Source organism: Amycolatopsis sp. TRM77291, from assembly GCF_054166285.1.
Genome location: NZ_JBSZHF010000001.1, coordinates 3,492,751 through 3,511,698 on the forward strand (window position 1 = coordinate 3,492,751; position 18,948 = coordinate 3,511,698).

2 protein-coding genes are annotated in these 18,948 nt (G+C 71.6%); both read right to left on the bottom strand.

Annotated elements, in window-relative coordinates; all coding sequences use genetic code 11:
- Nucleotides 1–2: 2 nt before the first annotated feature.
- On the bottom strand, nt 3–17,645 hold the full coding sequence (locus ACXIZN_RS16300; protein ID WP_457960528.1) for a non-ribosomal peptide synthase/polyketide synthase: 17,643 nt from the start codon (nt 17,643–17,645) through the stop codon (nt 3–5).
- On the bottom strand, nt 17,642–18,940 hold the full coding sequence (locus tag ACXIZN_RS16305; RefSeq protein WP_457955443.1) for a serine hydrolase domain-containing protein: 1,299 nt from the start codon (nt 18,938–18,940) through the stop codon (nt 17,642–17,644). Before ACXIZN_RS16305 ends, ACXIZN_RS16300 begins: the two co-directional genes overlap by 4 nt.
- Nucleotides 18,941–18,948 lie beyond the last annotated feature (8 nt).

Genomic DNA, 18,948 nt, shown 5'->3' on the forward strand with positions numbered 1-18,948 from the left:
CCTCACGCTTCCGTTTCGGAGGCGAGGCTTTCGAGCTCGCCCAAGATGAGTTCTTCGACCGTTCCGGCCAGCCCCGCGACGGTGCGCGCGGTCAGGACGTCGGCCGGGGTGAGCCGGACCGCGAACAAGGCGCCCGCCTTGGCCGCGATGTGCAGGCTCCGCAGCGAATCCCCGCCGAGGGCGAAGAAGTTGTCCTCGACGCCGATCCGCTCCACGCCGAGCACTTCGGCCCAGATCGCGGCCAGCGCCAGTTCGGTTTCGGTTTCCGGCTCGACGTACCCGCTCTCCGGCGCGGCGGGTGCGGGCAGTGCCTTGCGGTCGAGTTTTCCGTTGGCACTGACCGGGATCCGGTCCAGTGCGACGAACGCCGACGGCACCAGGTACTCCGGCAGCCGTTCGGCCAGGAAGCCCCGCAGGGTGTCCTGCCCGGCTTCCGACACGACGTAGGCGACGAGTTGCTTCAGGCCGGGCTGGTCTTCGCGGACGACGACCGCGGCCTGCGCCACGGCGGGATGCCGGGCCAGCACGGCTTCGGCCTCACCGGGCTCGACCCGGAAGCCGCGCAGCTTCACCTGGTCGTCCACCCGCCCGAGGAATTCGAGGGTGCCCACTCCGGTCCAGCGGACGACGTCGCCGGTGCGATACATCCGTTGCCCGCCCGGGGCCGCGAGGAACCGGTCGGCGGTCAGACCGGGCTGGTCGCGATAGCCACGGGCGAGACCAGCACCGGCGAGGTACAGCTCGCCCGGCACACCCGGCGGTACCGGGCGCAGGTCCGGATCCAGTACGCGGGCGACCATGCCGTCCAGCGGCGTGCCGATCGGGACCCGGCCCGGAACCGTCTCGTCCATCGGATGGGCGGTGGCGAAGGTGGTCGTCTCGGTCGGGCCGTAGCCGTCGACGACGCGCAGGCCCTGGCAGGCACCCAGCACGCGCCGCACCGCCTCGGCGGGCACGACGTCGCCGCCGGTCCACACCTCCCGCAGTCCGGTGAAGCAGTCCGGGCTTTCCTGCGCCAGCCCCCGGAACAGACCCGCCGTGACCCACATCCCGGTCAGGCCGTGCTCGCGGATCAAGGCCCGCAGGCGGTGCGCGTCGAGGTCGCCGTCCGGGGCCGTGACGACGCGGCCGCCGGTGAGCAGCGGTACCCACAGTTCGTAGGTGGTCGCGTCGAAGGCCGCCGGGGAATGCAGCAGGACCCGCTCGTGTGCCCCGCCGCGGAACCGGCTGTCCGCGGCCAAGGCGGCGACGTCGCGGTGCCGCACCGCGACGCCCTTCGGCGTGCCGGTGGACCCGGAGGTGTACATGACGTACGCCAGCTGGTCGGGATCGACGACCACGACGGGGTCGCCGTCCGGCTCATCGTCCACTGAGGACAGCCGGATGGCGTTCGGGTGGTCCATGTCGGACACGACGAACCGCACACCGTCGAGCAGCGCCTGCCGCCGTTCCGCCGGGGCGCGCGTGTCGACCGGCAGATACGCGCCGCCCGCCTTGACCACGGCCAGTTCCGCCACGACGGTGCCCGCCCTGCTCGTGACGAGGCCGACCGGTTCCTCGGGGCCCAGGCCGAGTCCGATCAGGCGGTTGGCCAGCCGGTTCGCCCGCCGGTTCAGCTCGGCGTAGGTGACCGGCTCGCCGTCGAGGACGGCCGCGACCGCGTCGGGCCGGGCGCGGACCTGCTCGGCGAAGAGTTCCGGCAGCGACCGGGCGGGGGCCGCCGTGCCGGTTCCCGTCCATTCCGCCAGGAGCAGTGCCTCCGTCGGGGTCAGCATCGACACGTCGGTGATCGCCCGACCGCCGTCCACCGTCAGTTCCCGGAGCAGCGTGAGCAGGTGACCGGCCAGCCGGCTCACCGTTTCGGCATCGAACAAGGCCGGGTCGTAGCCCAGGTCGACGTTCAGCTCACGACCGGGCGACGCGACGACCGTCAGCGGGAAGTTCGTCGTCTCGCGGGCCGACAGGTCTCGCACGGTCAGGCCGTGCCCGGCGTCGGCGCCGGTGATCGGATAGTTCTCGAACACCACCAGGCTCTCGCAGAGGTTCACTCCCCCGGGCAGCTCCGCCCAGCCTTGGACCAGCGCGAGCGGAAGATGTCCGTGGCGGCGCGCCTCGGCCTGGCTCGCCTGAAGACCCGCGAGCCAGTCGGCGACGCGGGCACCACGGTCGATCCCGATCCGGACCGGCAGCGTGTTGATGAAGATGCCGGTGATCGCGTCCACGCCGGTCACTTCGGGCGGGCGGCCGGAGACGGTGGACCCGAACACGACGTCGTCGTGGCCGCTGTAAGCCGACAGCAGCAGAGCCCAGGCCCCTTGCAGAACCGCGTTGTGCGTGAGGCCGTGGCGTTTGACGAACTCGTCGAGCCCGCTCGTCGCCTCCTCGTCCAGGCGTACGGGCAGCCACTCGGAGGAACAGGCGATGAGCCCGGCCGCGGGCGCCCGGTCGCCGGGAACGGGCGTCGGCCCGTCGATCCCCGAGAGGGTACGACGCCAGAAGCGTTCGGCGTCGGTCCGGTCGAGATCGCCCAGCCAGGCGAGGTAGTCCCGGAACGGTGGCCTGGTGGGCAGGGTCTGCCCGGCGTAGGCGCCACAGACGTCGGAGAGGACATGGAAGACGCTCCAGCCGTCGAGCAGCGCGTGGTGGAACGTCCACAGCACCTGGACTTCGGTCTCCGACAACCGCACGAGCGCCACGCGCATCAGCGGCGCCTCCGCGAGGTCGAGCCCTTGTTCACGGTCCTCGGCGAGGAGCCGCTGGAGATCGCGACCGGTCCCGTCCAGCACGCGGACCGGCAGCCGTACCTCGCCGTGTACCACCTGCAGCGGCTCTTCCACCCCGGCCCAGACGAACGCCGTCCGCAGGACCGGCGTGCGGTCCACGACCCGCTGCCACGCCGTGGCGAGCCGGTCGAGGTCGGTGACACCTTCGAGGACGAATGTCGCCTGCTCGACGTACATGCCTTGCGCCGTCTGGGAAAGGCCGTGGAACAGCATCCCGCCCTGCATGGGTGTCACCGGGTACACGTCCTCGACCGCCCGGCCGTCGCCGACCAGCGTGTCCACTGTGGACTGATCGAGGGCGGCGAGCGGGAAATCCGACGGCGTGCGGCCACCGGCCTCCGGTGACCCGCAGTGCGCGATGATCTCGCGCAGGGCGGCCAGCATCCGCTCCGCCAGCTCTTCGACGGAGCCGCGATCGTGCCGGGCCTCCACGTGCGTCCAGGTCAGCTCCAGTGTCCCGGCCACGACACGGCCGACGATGTCGAGCGTGTGGCCGGCGGGAGCGGCCGGGTCGACGTCGGCGCCGAGGGCGCCGGTCCGGAACGCGCCCGCCTCGGCGTCGCCGAACCGGCCGAGGTAGTTGAAGCCGACCTCGGGATCGATGACCGGCGCGGTGCCGGTGAGGTACCGCAGGGCGCCGTACCCGATCCCCCGCCGCGGCACCGCCCGGAGCTGTTCCTTCACCGCTTTGAGCGCGGCACCCCAGTCGTCCGGGACGTCGAGTGCGACGGGGAACATGCTGGTGAACCAGCCGACGGTGCGGGAGAGGTCGACGTCGCCGAACAGGTCCTCGCGCCCGTGGCCCTCCAGGTCGATCACCGGGATCCGCCCGGTCCAGTCCCGCAGGACACGGCCCAGCGCGGCGAGCAGCACGTCGTTGACCTGCGTGCGGTAGACCTCGGGAACGTCCTGGAGAAGTGCCCGGGTCTCCTCGGCGGTGAGCCGGACCGTCACCTCGCCCGTGTCGGCGACCGTGGCCGGTCCGGCGGCCGGCGTCGGCGCCGGGATCCCGCGCCAGTACGCCAGTTCGTCGTCGAATCCGCCGGACCCGGCGTGCTCGGCCAGCCGCCTGGCCCACTCCAGGTACGACGTCGTCTTCGGCCCGAGTTCGCCGCCGCGGTAGGCGGTTTCCAGGTCCTCCAGCAGGATTCGCCAGGAGACGCCGTCGACGACCAAGTGGTGCGCGGCCAGGGTCAGCCGCCGCCCGTCGAGCACCGCCGCCAGCAAGGGACCGCGTCCGAGATCGAAGACGATCTCGTCGGTGAGGAGGCCCGCCTGCCACACCGGTTCGCCGTGCTGGACACCGTCGCGTCCGAACCGCAGCCGCAGCCCGTCGTGGTGCGCCCACACGGCTTCCAGCGCGCGGCGCAGCGCGGCTTCGTCGACGTCCTCGGTGAATTCCAGCACCACTCGCTGGTCGAATCGGTCCGGCAGGGTGTCGAAGTACCAGTGCTGGATCGGGGTGAGCGGCGCCGCCCCGGTCACCGGCCCCTGTTCGGCGCGCGGCCCGGCGTCGCCACCGGCGTGCGCGGCCAGCGCGGCGAGGGTCGGATGCCGGAAGACGTCGTGGGGCAGCAGGCTCAGCCCGGCGCGGCGGGCACGCGACACGACCTGGATGCTGAGGATCGAGTCGCCGCCCAGTTCGAAGAAGTCGGCCTCGGCGCCGACGTCCGCGACGCCGAGCACGTCGGACCAGATCGCGGCGAGCGCGCGTTCGGCGTCGGTCGCGGGCGCGGTCCTGGCCGTCTTGCCGCCGAAGTCCGGCGCGGGCAGGGCACGACGGTCGATCTTCCCGTTGGCGTTCAACGGGAAGCGGTCGAGCCGGACGAACGCGGCGGGCACCAGGTAATCGGGCAGGGTGCGGCCGAGGAATTCGGCGAGGCCGTCCGCGTCGCCGGTGTGGTACGCGACGAGCCGTTTGACGCCGTGATCCTCCCTGGTCAGCACCGCGGCCTGGCCGACGCCCGGATGCGCGGTCAGCGCGGCCTCGATCTCCGCCGGTTCGATCCGGAAACCGCGGACCTTGACCTGCTCGTCGGCGCGCCCGGTGTACTCCAGTTCCCCGCGCGGGGTCCAGCGGACGAGGTCACCGGTGCGGTACATCCGCTCCCCCGGCGGGCCGAACGGGTCGGCCACGAACCGGTCGGCGGTCAGCGCCGGATCACCGGAGTACCCGCGAGCGAGTCCGGCCCCGGCGATGTACAGCTCGCCGGGCACACCCTGCGGCACGAGCCGCAGCTCGGCGTCGAGGACGTAGGTCCGCATGTTGTCGAGCGGTTTCCCGATCGGGACGGCATCGGGGACTTCGGCCGGGATCGGATACGAGGTGGCGAAGGTCGTCGTCTCGGTCGGACCGTAGCCGTCGACGACGACCGTGCCCGGGCATGCCTCCCGCACCCGCCGGACCGCGGCGGCCGGGACGACGTCGCCGCCCGCCCACACCTCGCGCATCCCGCGGAAGGTCTCCGGCGCCTCCTGTGCGAGCAGGCGGAACAGCCCGGCGGTGAAGAACGCCCCGTGGACCTCGTACTCGGCGATGATCCGCCGGAGGGTGTCCACGTCGAGGTCGCCCGGGGGCGCCACGACGACGGTGCCGCCGTTGAGCAGCGGAACCCACAGCTCGTAAGTGGAGGCGTCGAAGGCGGGCGAAGCGTGCAGCAGTACCCGCTCGTGCGCGGCGAACCGCCGGTCGGCGGCGAGGGCGACGACGTCACGCTGGCGTACGGCCACACCCTTCGGCCTGCCCGTCGAACCGGACGTGTACATCACGTACGCGAGGTTGTCCGGCGCCGCCTCGGGCAGCGCCACGTCCGCCGTCCGGCCGTCGGGAACGACAATCTGTCCACTGTGGACCATAGACTTGGCGCGGGCTTCGTCGGTGACGAGGATCGGCACGCCGTCCAGCAGGGTCGTCAACCGTGGTGCGGGCGCCCTCGTGTCCAGCGGGAGATACGCCGCCCCTGCCTTGATCACGGCGAGTTCGGCGACGACCAGGTCCGGGGAACGGTCCATGAGCACGCCGACCACGGTTTCGGGCCCGGCGCCGAGCGACACCAGACGCCGAGCGAGCCGGTCCGCGCGCTCGTCCAGTTCCGCGTACGTCAGGCGGACGCCGTCGCCGTCGAGGGCGACCGCGCCGGGAGCGTGCGCGACCTGCCGTCCGAAGAGCTCGGCGAGACTTCCTTCCGGCAGCGGATACGCGGTGTCGTTCCAGTCACCGAGGATCTGGAGCCGTTCGGCGTCGGTGAGCAGGTCGATGCCGCCGAGCGGACGGTCCAGGTCTTCGGCGAAGGCGTCGAGCACGCCGACGAGCTGGTCCGTGATCCGCTCGGCCGCCGCGGCGTCGAACAGATCGGGGTCGTAGCCGACGTCGAGGCTCAGCCGTTCCCCCGGCGACGCGACGACACTGATCGGGTAGTTCGTCGTTTCGGCGGCGTCGACGTCACGCAACCGCAGTCCGGCACGCGTCGCCGAGCCGATCGGATAGTTTTCGAAGACGACGATGCTGTCGAAGAGGCTGCCGCCGGCCCCGCTCCACGCCTGCAGCTTCGTCAGCGGCAGATGCCCGTACCTGCGGGACTCCACTTGCCGGTCCTGCAACGCCGCCAGCCATCGCGCGACCGGCGACCGGTCGGTGGTGACGCGGACCGGGAGCGTGTTGATGAAGATCCCGGTGATGTCGTCGGCGCCGGTCAGGTCGACCGGGCGACCGGACACGGTGGTGCCGAAGCAGACGTCGCGTTCCCCGGTCAGCCGTGACAGCACCAGCGCCCAGGCACCCTGCAGGACGGTGTTCATCGTGAGGCCCGCCTTGCGCGCGGCTTCCCCGAGCCGCGCGGAGCTCTCGACCGGGACCCGCAGCCACTCGGCCGACCGGCTCGTGTGGTCCCGCGCCGTAAGCCGGGCGGACGCGGTGAAGTCACCGAGCTCCCGTCGCCAGTGGCGTTCCGCCTCGGTGTCGTCCTGACTGCGCAGCCACGCGACGTAGTCCCGGAACGGCGGCCGCTCGGGCGGTTCGCCCCCGGAATAGGCGGTGAACACGTCGGACAGCACTCCGAAGACGCTCCAGCCGTCGAGCAGGACATGGTGGAACGTCCACAGCACCCGGACTTCCGTGTCCGAAAGCCGCGCCAGGGTCAGCCGCAGCAGGGCTTCGCCGTCCAGGTCCAGCCCCTCGGCACGGTCCGCGGACAGGACCTCCTGCCAGAAGCGCTCCTGTCCCGCGGGCGTGTGGGCACGCCAGTCGAGCCGGGTGACCGGGACGGTCACCCGCCGACGCACCACCTGCACCGGTTCCGGCACGCCTTCCCAGGTGATCTTCGTGCGCAGCACGGGGGTGCGGTCGACGACGTGCTGCCAGGCCTCGGCGAGCGCGTCGACGTTCTCGACACCTTCGACGACGAACCCGACCTGCTGGAAATAGAGTCGTTCTTCCCGCTGCGACAGCGAGTGGAACACCATCCCCGCCTGCATCGGCGTGAGCGGGTAGAGGTCATCGATCGCCCTGCCGTCGCCGGCGAGGGTGTCCACTGTGGCTTGATCGAGCGCGAGCAGCGGGAAGTCGGACGGGGTCCGCCCACCGGCCTCCGGCGCCGCGCAGTGCGCGATGATCTTCCGCAGGGCAGCCAGCATCGCACCGGCGAGGCTGTCCACTGTGGACTCACGATGGACACCCTCGGTGTAGTACCAGCTCAGTTCGAGCTCGCCGGACTCGACGCGGCCGACCACGTCGAGCAGATGCGCCCGCGCCGAAAGCTCGCTCTCGTCGGATTCCAGCCTGCCCGAGGTGAAGCGGCCGAGGTAGTTGAAACTCACCGTCGGGTCGATCGACGGCGCGGTCCCGGCGAGGTGACGCAGGGCGCCGTACCCGATCCCGCGCCGGGGCACGGCCCGGAGCTGCTCTTTCACCGATTTCAGGGCCGTACCCCAGTCTTCGGGGACGTCCAGCGCGACCGGGAAGACGCTGGTGAACCAGCCCACCGTGCGGGACAGGTCGACGTCGTCGAACAGGTCCTCGCGGCCGTGTCCTTCCAGGTCGACGACCGGCACCTTACCCGTCCAGTCCCGCAGCACCCGGCCCAGCGCGGTCAGCAGCACGTCGTTGACCTGCGTGCGATAGACGGCGGGCACTTCCCTCAGCAGCGCCTCGGTTTCCGCTTCGGGAAGCCGCACGGTGACCTCACGCATCGAGGCGACCGTGGCCTCGCCCTCGCCGTCGACCGGGATCGAGGTGTTCTCGGGAATCCCTCGCCAGTACGGCAGTTCGTCGTCGAATCCGCCGTCGGCGGTGTGTTCGGCGAGCCTGATCGCCCACTCCCGGAAGGAGGTGGTGCGCGGCCCGAGGTCGATCGCCTCGCCTCGCAGCGCCTGGGCGTAACCGCGGTCGAAGTCCTCGGCGAGCACCCGCCACGAAACGCCGTCGACGACGAGGTGGTGCACGGCGAGGGTGACGCCGCGCTCGGAGATGTCGAGGCGGATCAGCGGTGTCCCGGCCCCGACAGGACCGTTCTCCTGCTTCCAGCCGTCGTCGTGGGTGAATCGCATTCGCAGCGCGTCGTGGTGCTCCAGCAGCGCGTCCACGGTCTTGCGCGCCGCGGTGCGATCGGTCCGCTCGGGTCCTAAATGGACGAACTGGTGGAAGTGCTCCGGATCGGCGGTCTGGGTCGCGAAGAACCACCGCTGGATCGGGGTGAGTGGCACCTCGCCGCTGACCGGGCCGCGGTGGACGGCCTCGGTGGCGGTGCGCGCCGCGGCGGCGAGCGCCGCCGGGGTCCGATGGGCGAACAGGTCGCCGGGCAGCAGTTCCAGCCCGGCGCGCCGGGCCTTGGACACCACCTGGATGCTGACGATCGAGTCGCCGCCCAGTTCGAAGAAGTCATCCGTCGCGCCGACCCGTTCGACACCCAGCACCTCGGCCCAGATCCCGGCGAGCACGAGCTCGCGCTCGGTGCGGGGCACGACGTGGTCACGGGCCCCGAAATCCGGCGCGGGCAGCGCGGTGCGGTCGAGCTTCCCGTTGACGTTGACCGGGAATTCGGCCAACCGGACGAACGCGGCCGGGACCATGTAGTCCGGCAGAGTCCGCCCCAGGAATTCCCCGAGCCCTTCGGTCTCGCCGACGATGTAGGCGACCAGCCGTTTCACCCCGCCGTCCGCGCGGGCCAGTACGGCCGCCTGCTCGACGCCGGGGTGTTCGCCCAGCGCGGCCTCGATCTCGCTCGGTTCGACGCGGAAGCCGCGGATCTTGACCTGCTCGTCCACCCGGCCGACGAACTCCAGTGCCTCCTCGTCGTTCCAGCGCACGACGTCGCCGGTGCGGTACATCCGCTCCCCCGGCGGACCGAACGGATCCGCGACGAACCGGTCCGCGGTCAGCCCCGGCCGTCCGAGGTAGCCACGCGCGAGCCCGGCGCCGGCGATGTGCAGCTCTCCGGGCGCACCTGGTGGCGCCAGGTTCAGGCCGTCGTCGAGGACATAGGCGCGGGTGTTGGCCAGCGGTGCCCCGATCGGCACGACGTCGGGCACCTCGTCCGGCAGCGGATGCACGGTGGCGAAGGTCGTGGTCTCGGTGGGGCCGTAGACGTCGGCAACCAGTGTCCGCGGGCACGCGGCCCGGACCCGGCGCAACGCGACGGCGGGAACGGCGTCACCGCCCGTCCAGACTTCCCGCACGCCGGCGAACATCTCCGGGGCCTCCTGCGCGACGAGCCGGAACAGGCCGGTCGTCATGAAGACTCCCGTCACGGCGTGCGTGGTGATCACGCGGCCGAGCGTGTGGACGTCGAGCTCCCCCGGCGGGGCCAGGACGACCGTGCCACCGTTCAGCAACGGCACCCACAGCTCGTACGTGGACGCGTCGAAGGCCTGCGGTGAGTGCAGCAGCACCCGGTCGTGGGCCGCGAAGCGCCGGTCGGCCGCCAGAGCGAGGACGTCGCGATGCCGGGCGGCGACGCCCTTCGGCTTGCCGGTCGAGCCGGAGGTGTAGATGACATAGGCGAGTTGTTCGGGGTCGGTCGTCACTGCGGGGGGCGTCTCCGGGGAGTCACCCGTGTCCGTGACGATCACGCCGTCGTGGATCTCTTCGGCGGTGGACAGCCAGGCCTGATCGGTGACGAGGACGTCCGCTCCGGCTTCGCTCAGCAGCAGCCGCAACCGCTCGGCGGGCGCGCGCAGATCCAATGGCAGATAGGCCCCGCCTGCCTTCAGGATCGCGAGCTCGGCCACGACGAGGGCGGGCGCACGGTCCATCAGGAGCGCGACCCGGTTTTCGGCGCGGACGCCGAGCTCGCGCAGCCGGTTCGCCAGCCGGTTCGCCCGGACGTCGAGTTCGCCGTAGGTGACGGTCTCCGCATCGGTCATCAGCGCGACGGCGCCGGGATTCCGGCGTGCGCGGGCCTCGAACAGCTCGGGCACCGTCCCTTCCGGTATCGGCCGGGCGGTGGCGTCGCGGTCGCGAAGCAGGTGCCGGATCTCCGGGTCCGACAGCATCGGCACCCGGGTCACGGGCTCGTACGGTGTGTCCGCGAAGCCACGGATCAGCGTTTCGAGGTGCCCGGCGAGCTGCCGGGCGAGCTCCGGTCCGATCAGTTCGGGGTCGTGGGTCAGCATCAGCGACATCCGGCGGCCCGGATACGCGACGACGCCGAGCGGGTAGTTGGTGCGTTCGGCCGCGCGGACGTCCCGCACTCCCGCGACGTCCGCCACCGGATAGTTCTCGAAGACGATGATGCTGTCGAACAGGCTGCCGCCGGTGTCGCTCCAGGACTGCAACCGCGGCAGGCCGACATGGCCGAACCGGCGGGATTCCGCCTGCGCCGCCTGTAGTTCCCGAAGCCAGTCGACGAGGCCGCGCCCGGAGTCGAGCCTGACCCGCACCGGCAGGGTGTCGATGAACAGGCCCGGGATGTCGTCCGCTCCCGGCAACTCGACCGGCCTGCCCGACACCGTCGCGCCGAAACACACCTCGGCTTCGCCGCTGTAGCGGGACAGCAACGCCGCCCAGGCGCCCTGGACGATCGTGTTGAGCGTCAGGTGGTGCCGCCGCGCGAACGCGTTGATCCGGGCGGTCGTGGCGTCGTCGAAGTCCACCGGCACCCGGGCGGACGAGCTGGCGGCGTGTGCCCGGGCGCCGTGAACGCCGGGAAGCGGTGTCGGCGTCACTCCGTCGAGTTCGGCCCGCCAGCGGGCTTCGGCGGCCTCGTCGTCCTGCGCGGCGAGCCACCCGGCGTAGTCGCGGAACGGACGCCGCACCGGCGGTTCTTCACCGCGCAGCACGGCGAGGACGTCGGACAGGACACCGAAGACGCTCCAGCCGTCCAGTAGTACGTGGTGGAAGGTCCAGATCACGCGTACCGAGGTCGCCGACTCCTTGGCCACGACCAGCCGCGTCAGCGGGGCACGGGTCAGGTCGAGCCCTTCGGCGAGGTCTTCGGCCAACCGGAGCCGCAGGGCCTCCTCGGCGTCCACTGTGGACCAGTCCGGACAGCTCACCGGGATCTCCGCCGAGCACCGCACGACCTGCAGTGGACGTGGTACCCCTTCCCAGACGATCCGGCTGCGCAGGACCGGGGTCCGGGCCACCACCCGTCGCCAGGCCGCGACGAGTTCCCGTGGGTCGGGAACGTCGTCGACGGTGAAGGTGATCTGTTCGAAGTAGTTTCGATCGCCGGGCTGGGCCAGGCTGTGGAACACCATGCCTGCCTGCATCGGCGTCAGCGGGTACACGTCCTCCACATCCCGGCCGTCGCCGACCAGTTCGTCCACAGTGGACTGGTCGAGGCCCGCCAGCGGGAAGTCCGACGGCGTCCGCCCACCCGCGCCGGGTTCGGCGCAGTGCCCGAGGAGTCCACGCAGGTGCTCCAGCATGCCGTCGGCCAACCGGGTCACGGTCGCCTCTTCGTGCACGCCTTCCGCGTAGTGCCAGGTGAACTCCAGCGTGTCGCCGGTGACCTGGCCGACCACGTCGAGCAGATGGGGGCGGACGCCGCCGGGGTCGGCGACCAGGGACAGTTCGCCGGGCGAGCCGGTGTAGAGCTCCCCTGTGAGCTCGAACTGCCCGAGGTAGTTGAAGCTGATCTGGGGATCGATGCCCGGCGCCGTGCCGGAGAGGTAGCGCAGCGCGCCGTAGCCGATGCCCCGTCGCGGGACCGAGCGCAGCCGCTCCTTCACGGCCTTGATCGCCGTGCCCCATTCGTCCGGCACGTCCAGCGCCACCGGGAACAGGCTGGTGAACCAGCCCACCGTGCGCGACAGATCCACGCCGTCGAACAGGTCCTCCCGGCCGTGGCCCTCCAGGTCGATCACCGGGACCCGGCCGGTCCAGTCCCGCAACGTCCGGCCGAGCGCGGCGAGCAGGAGGTCGTTGACCTGCGTCCGGTAGACCTCGGGGACGTGCCGCAGCAGTGACCGCGTCTCCCCGGCGGTCAGCCGGACCGTCACCGCGCGGGCTCGGTCCACCGTGTTCGTGCCGATCCCGTCGACCGGGATCGGCACGACCTCGGGGATCGAGCGCCAGTGCTCCAGTTCGTCATCGAATCCACCCGCTTCGGCATGGTCCGCGAGGCGTGCCGCCCAGTCCTGGAACGAGGTCGTCCTCGGCCCGAAATCGGCCTTCCGGTAGGCCTGGTCGAGGTCGTCGAGCAGGATCCGCCAGGACACGCCGTCGACGGCGAGATGGTGCGCGGACAAGTGCAGTACGCGCCGCTCCGGAGGGCCGGACAAGCTCCAGCGCAGCAGCGAATGCCCGTCCTCGACTCCAGTGATGCGCAGCCGCCACTGATCTCCGTCGCGGGTGAAGGTCGTCCGCAACGCGTCGTGGTGCTCGATCACCGCGTCGATGGCGGCGGCGAGCGCGTCCTCGTCGGTGCCGTGCGCCAGTTCGACCGCGATGGCCTGGTCGAACCGGGCGGGCTCGGGGATCGTGTCGAAGAACCACCGCTGGATCGGGGTCGGTACGACGTCGCCGGTGACGGGCCCCTGGTCCGTGGCCGTGGAGACGCCGGTCAAGGCCGGGGCGAGGGCGGCGATGGTCTGATGCCGGAACAGGTCCGCCGTCGTGATCGACAGTCCCACCTTCCGTGCCCGCGCGCTGACCTGGATGCCGAGGATCGAGTCGCCGCCGAGGGCGAAGAAGTTGTCTTCGACACCGACCCGGTCGAGACCGAGCACGTCCGCCCAGATCCCCGCGAGCACCGCTTCCCGCTCGGTCCGCGGCGCCGTGCCCCCGCTCGCGGCGGGCTCGAAGCCCGGCTCCGGCAGTACGCGCCGGTCGACCTTCCCGTTGGCGTTGAGGGGAAGCGCGTCGAGGACGACGAACGCCGACGGCACGAGATAGTCCGGCAGGCTCCGGCCGAGGACTTCGCGCAGCACCTCAGTGTCCACTGTGGAGCCGCCCGCGGCCACCACGTAGGCGACCAGGTGCTTGCGACCGGATCCGGTACGCGCCGTCACCACCGCCTCCGCGACCTCGGGCCGGGCGGTGAGGGCACGTTCCACCTCGCCGGGTTCGACCCGGAAGCCGCGGATCTTGAGCTGGTCGTCGGCCCGGCCGGCGAACTCGAGGGTCCCGTCGGTACGCCATCGCCCGCGGTCGCCGGTGCGGTACATACGTTCGCCGGGGGCGCCGTACGGGCAGGCGACGAACCGATCGGCCGTCGCGCCCGGCCGTCCGGCGTACCCGCGGGCGAGCCCCGGGCCGGCGACGCAGATCTCGCCGAGCGCGCCGCGCGGGACCGGCCGCAGTCCGTCGTCGAGCACGTAGACGCGCATCCCGGTCAGCGGGGTACCGATCGGGATGGTCTCGGGAACCGTCTCCGCGGACGTCATGCGGAACGAGGTCGCGAACGTGGTGGTCTCGGTGGGCCCGTAACCGTCGACGACCGTGACGCCGGGACAGCTCTCCAGCACGCGGCGCACGGCTTCGGGTGGCACGACGTCACCACCGGTCCAGATCTCCCGCAGGCCGCGGAAGCACTCGGGCGCGTCACCGGCGAAAAGCCGGAAGAGACCGGCGGTGAGCCAGAGGGCGGTGACACCGTGCCGCGCGATCAGGTCGCGGACGACCTCCGCGTCGACGTCCCCCGGCGGCGCGACGACCACGGTGCCGCCGTTCAGGAGCGGAACCCACAGCTCGTAGGTGGAGGCGTCGAACGCCAGCGGCGAATGCAGCAGCACCCGCTCGTGGGCGTCGCCGGTGAACCGGGGATCCGTGGCCAGCGCGACCACGTCGGCGTGCCGGACCGCCACGCCCTTCGGTACGCCGGTGGAGCCGGAGGTGTATTCGACATAGGCCAGGTTCGCGGGTTCGACCGCGACCGTGGCCGCGTCCCCGGTGGACGGCAGCGTCAGTATTCGTCCGTTGTGGACGGTGGCGGCGGTTCCGTGCCACGTCTCGTCGGTGAGCAGAAGCGACGTGCCGTCGAGCAGCAGGCGCAGGCGATCGGCCGGAGCACGCAGATCGAGCGGCAGGTACGCGGCGCCGGCCTTGAGGATCGCCAGCAGCGCCACCACCAGGTCGGCCGAGCGGTCCATCAGCACGCCGACCCGGTCCTCCGGGCGCACGCCGAGATCGATCAGCCGTCCCGCCAGCCGGTCGGCCTCGGCACGCAGCTCGCCGTAGTCGAGGCGGTCGTCACCGAAGAGCACCGCGGGGGCCTTCGGATGCTGCTCGGCGTGCTGGTCGAACAGGCGCGTGATGGTCGTCGACGGCGCGGGATCCGGCGACGGCAGGAGCAGGCGGTCGGCCTCGGTGAGCAGCGGCAGCTCGCCTACCGGGCGCTCCGGATCGGCGGCGATCCCGGCGAGGAGGGCTTCGAGGCTCGCGGTCAGCCGCTCGATCGTCGCGCTGTCGAAAAGCGCGGTGGCGTACTCGACGGTGATCCTCAGGCCGTCTTCCCTCGGCCAGAACTCGACGACGAGGTCGAACCGGGCCGATGGCCGGGGAAGGTCGTACTCCGAAACCCGCAGACCGGAGACCTCACGCGGGCGGACCAGCGCGCTCTGCAGGACGACCACGGCCTGCACCAGCGGCGTCCGCGACGGATCGCGCTCCGGCTGTACCGCTTCGACGACCCGGTCGAAGGGGACGTCGGCGTGCGCGAACGCCTCCAGCACCGTCTCCCGGAACCCGGCAAGGAAATCCGGGAAAAGGCGGGCGCGATCGATGTGGGAGCGCAGTACGAGGGTATTCACGAAGAACCCCGTGAGCGGCTCCCACTCTGGCCGGTCCCGTCCGGCGACCGCGGTGCCCACGGCGATGTCGCGCTGACCTCCGTAAGCCGACAGGAGGAGCTGCACGGCCGCGGTGAGGGTCATGAACAACGTCGCCCCGTGCGGACGTCCCGCGGCGGTGAGGCCGCGGACCAGGTCCGCGGGCAGATCGTGACGGTGTACCGCCCCCGCCGTACCGCGCTGGGCCGGTCTCGGGCGATCGGTCGGGAAAGCGAGCGGTTCGAGTCCTTCGAGCGTTTCACGCCAGTAGCCGAGCTGGGCGTCGTCGTCGGACTGACGACGCCAGTGCGTGTATTCGCGGTAGCCCGACTCCAGCGGCGGCGGGGTCGCACCGGCGTAGAAGTCCAGAAGCTCGCCGGTCAGGATGCCGATCGACCGGCCGTCGGTGACGATGTGGTGCTGGCACAGGACGAGCAGGTGCTCCTCCGGCGCCTGACGATAGAGCGTGGCTCTCGTCAGCGGGCCGGTGCGCAGGTCGAACGGCACGCTCACTTCCGCCGCCAACGTCGCGTCGTCCGCGACCGTTTCCTCGACGCGCAGCGGTATCTCGGCCGTGTCGGCGATGTGCTGGAAACCCTCGTCGAAGGTGGTGCGCAGGGATTCGTGGCGGGCGCAGAGCGCGGCCAGTGCGCCGCGCAGGGCGTCGAGGTCCAGCGGCCCGGAGAGCCGGAGACCGACCGCGGTGTTGTATTCGGCGCTGTCCCCGGTCAGCTCGTCGAGGAACCACAGGCGCCGCTGGGCGGGGGAAAGCGGGACCACCTGGGACGACGGTGCGGCCGGGATCGTGTCGTTCCCGGCAGGCCGCGCCTCGTCGATCAGCCGGGCCAGCCCGGTCACGGTGGGCGCGTCGAACACCGCGCGAGCCGACAAGGTCACGCCGAAGGTCCGGCGCAGCCGGGACAACGCCTGCACCGCAAGGATCGAGTCGCCACCCAGTGCGAAGAAGTCGTCTTCGCTCGCGACATCGTCCATTCCGAGCACGCCGGCGAGCACCTCGGCGACGGCACGTTCGGTTTCCGAACCCGGTCCGGTGTCCGGCCGGCTCTCTTCCCGCGGCGCGGGCAGCGCGCGGCGATCGACCTTCCCGTTGGCGTTGAGGGGAAGCGCGTCGAGGGCGACGAACGCCGACGGCACCATGTAGTCCGGCAACACCGCCGCCGCGGACTCCGCCAGGTCGCCGAGCGCCTCGCCCTGCCGGGCCACGACGTAGGCGACCAACCGCTTGACGCCCGGCCGTTGCTCGCGGGCGACGACCACGACCTCGCCCACCTCCGGCACGGCGGCGAGCACCGATTCGATCTCGCCGGGCTCGACCCGGAAACCGCGGACCTTGACCTGGTCGTCGGCCCGGCCGAGGAACTCCAGTTCGCCGTCGTCGTTGTACCGCACCAGATCGCCGGTCCGGTACATCCGGCCGCCGGGTACACCGGGATCGGCGACGAAGCGGTCCGCGGTCGCACCCGGTTCGCCCCAGTAGCCACGGGCCAGGCCGGCCCCGGCCAGATGCAGTTCCCCCGCTTCCCCGGCTGGGACGGCGTTCAACGCGCCGTCGAGGACGTGGGCGCGGACTCCGTCGAGTGGACGGCCGATCGGCACGGAGTCCGGCACACCGTCGCTTGTGGACATCGCACGGGCGGTGGCGAAGGTGGTGGTTTCGGTGGGGCCGTAGCCATCGGTCACGGTGAGGCCGGGGCAGGCGTCCAGCACGCGGCGGACAGCGGCCGCCGGGACCACGTCGCCGCCCGTCCATACTTCTTCCGCACCGAGGAAACAGTCCGGCGCCTCCTGTGCCACCACCCGGAACAGCCCGGCGGTCAGCCAAAGCGACGTGACCGCGTACCGGCCGACGACCTCGCGCAGCGCCTCCACGTCCAGGTCGCCCGGAGGCGCGATCACCACCGTCCCGCCGTTGAGCAGCGGTACCCACAGCTCGTAGGTCGACGCGTCGAAGGCGGCCGGGGAATGCAGCAGGACCCGGCGGTGCGGACCACCCGCGAACCGGCTGTCGGCCGCCAGCGCCGCGACGTCCCGATGCCGGACCGCGACTCCCTTCGGTGTCCCGGTCGAGCCTGACGTGTGCATGAGATACGCCAGCTGATCCGCGTCGACGCGCGGAGGCGCCACGTCCGGCGCCGGAAGTGATCGTCCCTCGATGAGAATCCGTCCACTGTGGACCCGCGCCGCCCGTTCCGGCTCGTCGGTGATCAGCACCGAGACCCCCGCGGTGGTCAGCACCAGCCGCGCGCGATCGTCGGGGGCGCGCCGGTCGAGCGGCACGTAGGTCCCGCCCGCCAGCACGATCGCCAGTTCGGCGACGACGAGTTCGGCGGACCGTTCGAGCAGCAGCCCGACCCGGTCCTCGGCACGCACTCCGAGCCGGGCCAGCCGGGCGGCGAGGCGTGCGGCCCGGTCGGCGAGTTCGGCGTAGGTCAGCCGTCCACCGTGGCCGTCCACGGCGACCGCGTCGGGAGTGGAGCGCACCCGTGCGGCGAACAGTTCCGGCAGGGCGACGGCTCGTTCGGCTTCGGGGGCGTCCGTCGTGTCGAGCACGGTCATCTTTTCGGTACCTTCCAGGCACAACAAGCAAACCCACCGAGGCGGGCCAGGGGGACGGGGAGGGAGAAGGCGGTTCAGTGACGCCGCGCGAGACGGCCGCCGATTTCGATCGCGGTCGCCTCACCGGGCGTTCCGCGCAGCCGGCCGCACGGTGTCGGGCGCCCGGTGACGGGGTCGCGCACCGTGAACGAGGCGTCGTCGTGGAGGGTGAGTTCGGGGAAGACCTCGCCGTCGGCGACGAGTTCGGCTCCGCCGTGTTCGCCGGGGCGGAGCGTGTAGTCGAGTGCGCCGTTGCGGTAGACGCCGAAGTCACCGGCCGGGATCGGGACCGAACGGGCCGGTGCGGGCGGCCGCCGCTCCGGGAGCGAGAGGCCGAGCGCGCGGAGCTCGGCGACGAGGTCGTGCCACATGTCCGTGCCCGCGGCACCGTTCGCCGTGAACGCGACGACGCAGGCGCCCGCCTGATCGATCCGCAACTGGCAGGAGGTCCCGTCCGCCGTGCCGTCATGGCCGAGCCAGACTTCGTCTTCGTCCTCGTAGTGCGCGATTCCCAGCCCCCAGCCGTCGGCCAGGCCGAACGGCTCGGCGTCGGGCACCCGGCGATGCATGTCCGCGGCGGTCACGACGTCGAGCAGACCCGGCTTTCCCAGATGGACCCGGCCCAGTGCGACCAGGTCCGCGGCGCTCAAGGCCAGCGCGCCCGCGGGTTCGAGCATCGGCGGCAAGGCCTGTTCGACCGGGCGCGCACCGGCCGGCCCGGTGGCCCGTCCGTGGCCGGGAACCGTTCTCGGGCTTTCGGCGTAGGCGGGCTCGATCTTCAGCGGACGCAGGAGTATCGCCTCGACGGCTTCACGCCAGGTCATCCCGGTGACCGCCTCGATCAGCGATCCCACCAGGGCATAGCCGAGATTCGAATACGAGAAGGCGGTCCCGGGCGGGCATACGGGGAGCGCCGCGCGAATCTCGCGCAGGCAAGTCCCCGTGACGTCGGCCGGATCGGAGGGCAGGCCGCTGGTGTGGCTCAGCAGATGGCGTGGCGTCGCTCCCCCGGCGAGACCTGGGTCGCCCAGCAGCTCGCCGACCGGTTGATCCAGTTCGAGATCGTCGTCCGCGATCAGCGTCATCACGACCGTGGCGGTGGCCAGTTTCGTGACCGATCCGATCGGTACGGCGGACGACGGCCCCATCGGTCTCCGTCTGTCCTGATGTTCGAAACCGGTCTGGACCACTGTGGTCAGACCGTCTTCGAGCACCGCGAGCTGTGCTCCCGGAACACCGTGCCTGCCGGCCAAGCCGGTCAGTATTTCTTGAAGCCGCTCCGTCTGCACCGGGTTCCGTCCATTGTGGCCGTACCGTTCTGGCGCAAGCCGCATGACCTATT

Bases quoted from the DNA above. Each gene is read 5' to 3' on its own strand.
- ACXIZN_RS16305 (WP_457955443.1), bottom strand. From the start codon at position 18,940: ATGCGGCTTGCGCCAGAACGGTACGGCCACAATGGACGGAACCCGGTG.